The sequence below is a fragment of the Desulfurellaceae bacterium genome, assembly GCA_021296095.1.
Taxonomy (GTDB): Bacteria; Desulfobacterota; Binatia; order Bin18; family Bin18; genus JAAXHF01.
In genome coordinates, this window is sequence record JAGWBB010000129.1 from 1 (window position 1) to 5,643 (window position 5,643).

General features: G+C 64.6%; 6 protein-coding genes. All 6 read left to right on the forward strand.

The window, feature by feature from the left end; all coding sequences use genetic code 11:
* Nucleotides 1-1,089 (forward strand): ATP-grasp domain-containing protein (locus tag J4F42_20840; protein ID MCE2487968.1); only part of this gene is annotated, 1,089 nt, incomplete at its 5' end.
* A gap of 57 nt (nt 1,090-1,146) precedes the next feature.
* A complete protein-coding gene (egtC, locus tag J4F42_20845; protein MCE2487969.1) occupies nt 1,147-1,965 on the forward strand; it encodes an ergothioneine biosynthesis protein EgtC in 819 nt (272 codons plus the stop codon).
* Nucleotides 1,952-3,316, forward strand: a complete 1,365-nt coding sequence (gene egtB, locus J4F42_20850) for an ergothioneine biosynthesis protein EgtB (GenBank protein MCE2487970.1) — start codon at nt 1,952-1,954, stop codon at nt 3,314-3,316. The genes egtC and egtB overlap by 14 nt, the downstream gene beginning before the upstream one ends.
* A 14-nt stretch (nt 3,317-3,330) precedes the next feature.
* The gene (egtD, locus tag J4F42_20855; GenBank protein ID MCE2487971.1) at nt 3,331-4,320 is read left to right on the forward strand and encodes an L-histidine N(alpha)-methyltransferase; all 990 of its coding nucleotides are present in this window, start codon (nt 3,331-3,333) and stop codon (nt 4,318-4,320) included.
* A 40-nt stretch (nt 4,321-4,360) separates the two neighbouring features.
* Nucleotides 4,361-5,359 (forward strand): asparaginase, encoded by a 999-nt coding sequence (locus tag J4F42_20860; protein ID MCE2487972.1) that lies wholly within the window; start codon nt 4,361-4,363, stop codon nt 5,357-5,359.
* Nucleotides 5,360-5,370: 11 nt separating this feature from the next.
* A partial coding sequence (locus J4F42_20865; protein MCE2487973.1) for an MFS transporter occupies nt 5,371-5,643 on the forward strand: 273 nt, incomplete at its 3' end.

The following is a 5,643-nucleotide window of genomic DNA, read 5'->3' on the forward strand; positions in this document are numbered from 1 at the left end:
CTGCTGGCCTATATCGACCAGTGCCGGGACTATATCCGCCGCCATCATATTGACGCTATTTTTTACTCGCGGGACGAGGCCGATCTGGTCGCCGCCGCCCTGTGTGAGGAGTTCGGCTTTCCCGGCCCGAGCGTGGAGTCGGTCTTTTTGTGCCTGCACAAATACTACGGGCGCCGCGCCGAACCCGAGCCGATCCGCTGCCAGGCCATCGACCTGCACGACCCCGCCCCCTCGGTTACAACCTACCCGTGCTACCTAAAGCCGCCGTGGCTGAACCTCGGCATTCTGGGTTTTAAGCTTGAGTCTGCGGCCGACCTCGACCGGGCGCTGCGCATTGCGCGCCGCGACTACCCGGCCTGGTCGCCGCTCTACACGCCGTTTTTCCGGCGCTATGTTGATCTCAATAAATATCCCCTGGCCGTCCAGGACATGATGCTGGTCGAAGAGTTCGTGGACGGTCCCCAGGTAACGGTCGAGGGTTGGGTGTATGACGGCCAGCCCCACCTGTGGGCGATCACCGACACCAACACCTATCCCGGCACGCGGGTGATCGACAATTTCTCCCTGCCCTCGCGGCACCCCGCCCCTATCCAGGCCGAGCTTGAGCGGCAGGCGTATGCCGCGATTGGCAGCGTGGGTCTGGACAACGGGTTTTTTAACATCGAGTTCTGGTGTCATGAGGACGGGGTGACCCTGACCGAGGTCAACGGCCGAGCCGCCACCTGCTTTTACCAGCTGTATCGCCAGTGCCTGGACGCCTGCATTTACGAGGCCGGTCTGAGCCTGGCCAGCGGTCGGGCGCCCAGCCTGAGCCCGGCCGGTCGGCCTGTCGTCGGCGGCCAGTTCAACCTGATTAGCTTTGCCGAGGACGCGGCCGAAAATCTGCTCGACCACGAGCAGGCCCGGGCGGTTCCCGGCATCACGATCTATTTTGAGCCGGGCAGCCAGGTGAGACAGATGAGCGAGTTTGGTATTGTCCTGGCTCAGGTCGATCTGTTCGGCGACAGCTATGAGGAGATTCACGCCCAGGCCGAAGCCCTGCGGCGGCGCCTGCTCAAACGGCCCGAGCTGTCGCCGTGGGAAAGCTGAGTCAGCCGTCACGCCGTTCAGCACGCAGACTTCAGCATTGAATCTATGTGTCGCTTCATGACCTACCTCGGACCCGAGCTGCGGCTCGAACGCGTTGTGAGTGAGCCAGAGCACTCGCTGGTGGTGCAGAGCTACCAGCCGCAGGAGATGACGTCCGGGGTGGTCAATGCCGACGGCTTCGGCATCGGCTGGTACAACCCGCAGCTTGAGCCCACGCCGTGCGTGTATACCAATACCTGCCCCATCTGGAGCGACCATAATTTGCCCGGCCTGGGCCACCATATTGCCGCCGGGTGCATTTTTGCCAACGTGCGCAGCGCCACCCCGGGCCAAACGGTGGCGCACACCAACTGCCAGCCGTTTGCCTACCAGCGCCTGCTGTTCATGCATAACGGCTTTATCGAGAACTTCCGCCACAGCCTGATGCGACCGATTCGGGACGCCCTGCGGGACGAGTACTACACCGCCATCCAGGGCTCGACCGACTCCGAGCATGTCTTTGCCCTGCTGCTCCAGTTCTTGCACGGCCGCGAGCCGACCCAATCCAGTGTGCTGAGCGCGATGGGCGCCGCGATTGAACAACTCGTCCATTGGGCCGCGCCGACCCGGACCGGGCTGGTTCTCAATCTGGCGCTGACCAATGGGGAGTTTGTCGTGGCCAGCCGTTTTGCCTCACGCTCCCCGGCGCCGTCTCTGTACTGCGCGTTTGATACCGCCGAGTTCCCTCGGGCCGGCCTGCTGGCCTCGGAGCGTCTGTTTGCGAGCCGGGCGTGGCGGATGGTGGAGGAAAACCGGATAATCGCTTTCGATGCCCGGCTCCAGCCGGAGTGTGTCGCGCTTCGACCGAGAGAGGTGGTGTCCTGTGCCTCAGCCTAGTCCGCAGAGGCCGTCCACCCCGTCGCAGCCCGCGCGACTGGCCGATGGGCAACTGCGTGCAGTCCACCCCGACCGCCGGCTGCTGCGTGCCTGGTTCATCGAATCGCGTCGGCAGACGCTCGACCTGTTGGCCGAGGTCAGTGACGCCGACTTCCGGCGTCAGGCACACCCCGACTTCAGCCCGGTGGGCTGGCACCTGGGCCATATCGGGGTGACCGAGGGCTACTGGATCTTGCAGCGGTGTGAGGGCCGGGCCTGTCTGTCCGATGCCTATGAGCAGTTTTTTTCGCCGACCGAGAATCCCAAAACCAACCGGATTAATCTCCCCGACCGCGCCGCTATCCTGGCCTATCTCGATACGGTCCGGGAGCAAATGCTGGTCGTCCTCGACCGGACCGACTTTTCCGAGTCCCATCCACTGTTGCAGCAGGCCCGGATCTTTCGCATGCTGCTCCAGCACGAAGCCCAGCACCAGGAAACCATGACCCTGGTGCTTCAGCTGCTGGCCACCGACCGCGTAGGGGCATCCCCCTGTCCGATGGAGAACGAGCCCTCGGACCTGCCCGTACAAGACCAGCTGCTGCGTGTGCCGGCCGGTCCCTTTCCGATGGGCAGCAACAGCCTGGTCGAGACCCTGGACAACGAGCGCACCCGACACGAGGTGGAGGTCGGCGAGTTTTGGATCGACCGCTATCCGGTGACCAACGCGCAGTTTGCCCGCTTTGTCCAGGGCGGTGGCTACCGTCGGCGCGCCTGGTGGAGTCCTGAGGGCTGGGCCTGGCGGGAGAAGAACGCGGTCGAGCATCCGTGCTACTGGCGCCAACAGCCCGGCGGCTGGACCCTGGTCGGCCTGACGCGCACCCGGCCGCTCGCTCCCGATCACCCGGTGATGGGGGTCAGCTGGTATGAGGCCGAGGCGTATGCCCGAGCCGCGAACAAACGCCTGCCGACCGAGGCGGAGTGGGAAAAGGCGGCCTCGTGGGACCCGGCGCACGGCCGTAAACGGGCCTACCCCTGGGGAGAGGCGCGGCCCGGCCCACAGCGCTGCAACAGCGACGCGCGGCACGACGGCACCAGCCCGGTTCAGCACCATCCGGCCGGTGCCAGCGCGTACGGCTGCATGGATATGCAGGGCAATGTGTGGGAGTGGACCGCGACCTGGTTTCAGCCCTATCCCGATTTTTGCGCCTATCCCTATGACGGCTATTCGACTCCGTATTTTGACCACCACCACCGGGTCTTGCGGGGCGGCTCGTGGGCGACCCGCAGCCATGTCCTGCGACCGACCTTTCGCAACTGGTACCACCCCTGGGTCCGAGAAATCTTCGCCGGTTTTCGCTGCGCCCGCTGACACCACACGTACTCATGGATACCCCAAACGCCGTTGACAATCGTCTGTATATCTCGTGTCCGGTTGCCGTCCTGCCCCGCTTTCGCGAGGACGTGGTCGCCGGCCTGAGTGCTGCTCGGAAATCTCTTCCGCCGCGCTACTTTTATGATCCGTACGGCTCGGAGCTGTTTGAGCAGATCTGCCAGCAACCCGAATACTATCCGACCCGGACCGAAGCCATGCTGCTGCGTCAGCGCGCTGCCGAGCTGCTCGATCTGGTCGGCGAGTGCACGCTGGTCGAGCTGGGCAGCGGCAGCTCGGTCAAAACCCGCCTGCTGCTGGACGAGTACCAGCGCCGCGGCTCTCCCATGCACTACGTGCCGATCGACATCAGCGCCTCCATGCTGGAGGAATCGGCCCGGGGGCTGGTTGCCGACTATCCCCGGCTGTCCGTTCACGGCCTGGCCACCGACTATCTGAGCGGCCTGACCGCGCTGCCGCCCGCCCGACAACGTCTAGTCCTGTTTCTGGGCAGTAATCTGGGTAATTTCAACGATATCGAACAGGCCGAGCTGTTCGGCCGTCTGGCGACCGCGCTCCAGCCCCAGGACTATTTCCTGCTGGGGCTCGACCTCAGAAAGTCGATCACTATCCTGGAGGCCGCCTATAATGACGCGGCCGGGGTGACGGCCGCCTTTAACCTCAACATGCTGCGGCGCATCAACCGTGAATTGGGGGGCAACTTCAATCTGGCCCAGTTTTGCCATCTGGCCTTTTACAACCGCGCCCGGCACCAGATTGAAATGCACCTCCAGAGTCAGCTGGCCCAGGAGGTTGAGATTGCCGAGCTGGGGCTGCGGGTGTCCTTTGCACCCCAGGAAACGATTCATACCGAGATTTCACGCAAATTCGACGCCAGGCAGGTGGCGGCTCAGCTGCGGCCGTACGGCTTTGAACCGTGCGCCCGGTGGACGGATGAGCGCGCCTGGTTCCTGCTGCATCTGTTTCGCTTTGTCGGCCGCTGAAGACGCCGAGGACCATGCTCCCTTCGGGCACAGCTCAGCCATGCGACGGACCGCAAAAAAGCCCCGGCTGGTCCTGATTGCGGCCGGGGGGACGATCAGCATGCTCAAAGATAACAGCGGCCGCAGCGTGCCGACCTGGACGGCCGCCGACCTGCTGGCCCAAACCTCGCTCAGACACCAGCTCCGCGTGCGTGCGGTTGACTTTGTGTCGCCCGACACCGCCTCTGCCGACAGTCTGTTGGCTCTGGCGCGGCGGATTCGGACCGCAGCCACGCCTGCGGTTGACGGCATTGTGGTCACCCACGGCACCGACGCCATGGAGGAGGCCGCCTACGCCGTGGATGAACTCGTGGCCGCTCCGGTCCCGATTGTCTTCACCGGCGCCATGCGGCCCGGCTGGGCCAGCGGCTATGACGGGATTCGGAATCTCGACAACGCCCTGCGGGTCGCCAGCCTGATTCCGGCCGCCTACGGCACCCTGGTTACCCTCAACGATCAGATCTTTGAGGCCTGGAGCGTGTCCAAGGCCGACACCGGGGCTTTGGACGCCTTTACCGCCCGTCGCGGCGCGCCGTTCGGGCAGCTCATCGGCGATCAGGTCGAGTGTCCCTGGCAACCGCTTGCACGGCCGCGTCTGGGCCGGATTCCGAGAACCGTCCCCGCCTCGGTGCCGATTCTGAGCATGGCCCCGGCCGAAGACACGGCGCTGCTCGACAGTCTAACCGCCGGTCAGGTGCAGGGCCTGGTCATTGCCGGCATGGCCACCGGTACGATTCCTCCCCGGGCTTGCGAAAAAGTGCTCGGGCTGGCCACACGCGGCCTGCCGGTTGTCCTCTGCTCGGGCGCTGCCAGCGGCTGGACTGCGGCCGAGTATTACTATCCCCGAGCCTATGACGGCCTGCGGGCGGCCGGGGTGGTGATTGAGAACCATCTGTCTGCCCGCAAGACCCGTCTACGCCTGATGCTGAGCCTGGGTCTAGGGCTGACCTATGTGCCCTTTGGCCGCGAGTTCGTGCTCGGGCCGGACAGCGCCCGGTGATGACCGATCCTATGAGCAAGACGCCGGGCGTAGCTCCAGCCCAGGGCCGGACCGACCCGTTTTTCTACGGCTGGTTTGTGGTCGCCATTCTGTTTGTGGTGTCGATTATCGACGGCGGTTTCACCTATATTTTTTCCGCCTTTCTCAAGCCTCTGTCCGAGGAGTTCGGCTGGACCCGGGCTCAGACCTCGGGCGGCTTCTCGCTGTATCTGCTGGCGGCCGGCACCCTGCTGCCGGTGTGGGGCTGGCTGGCCGACCGGGTCGGGGCACGCGTGGTCTTTCTG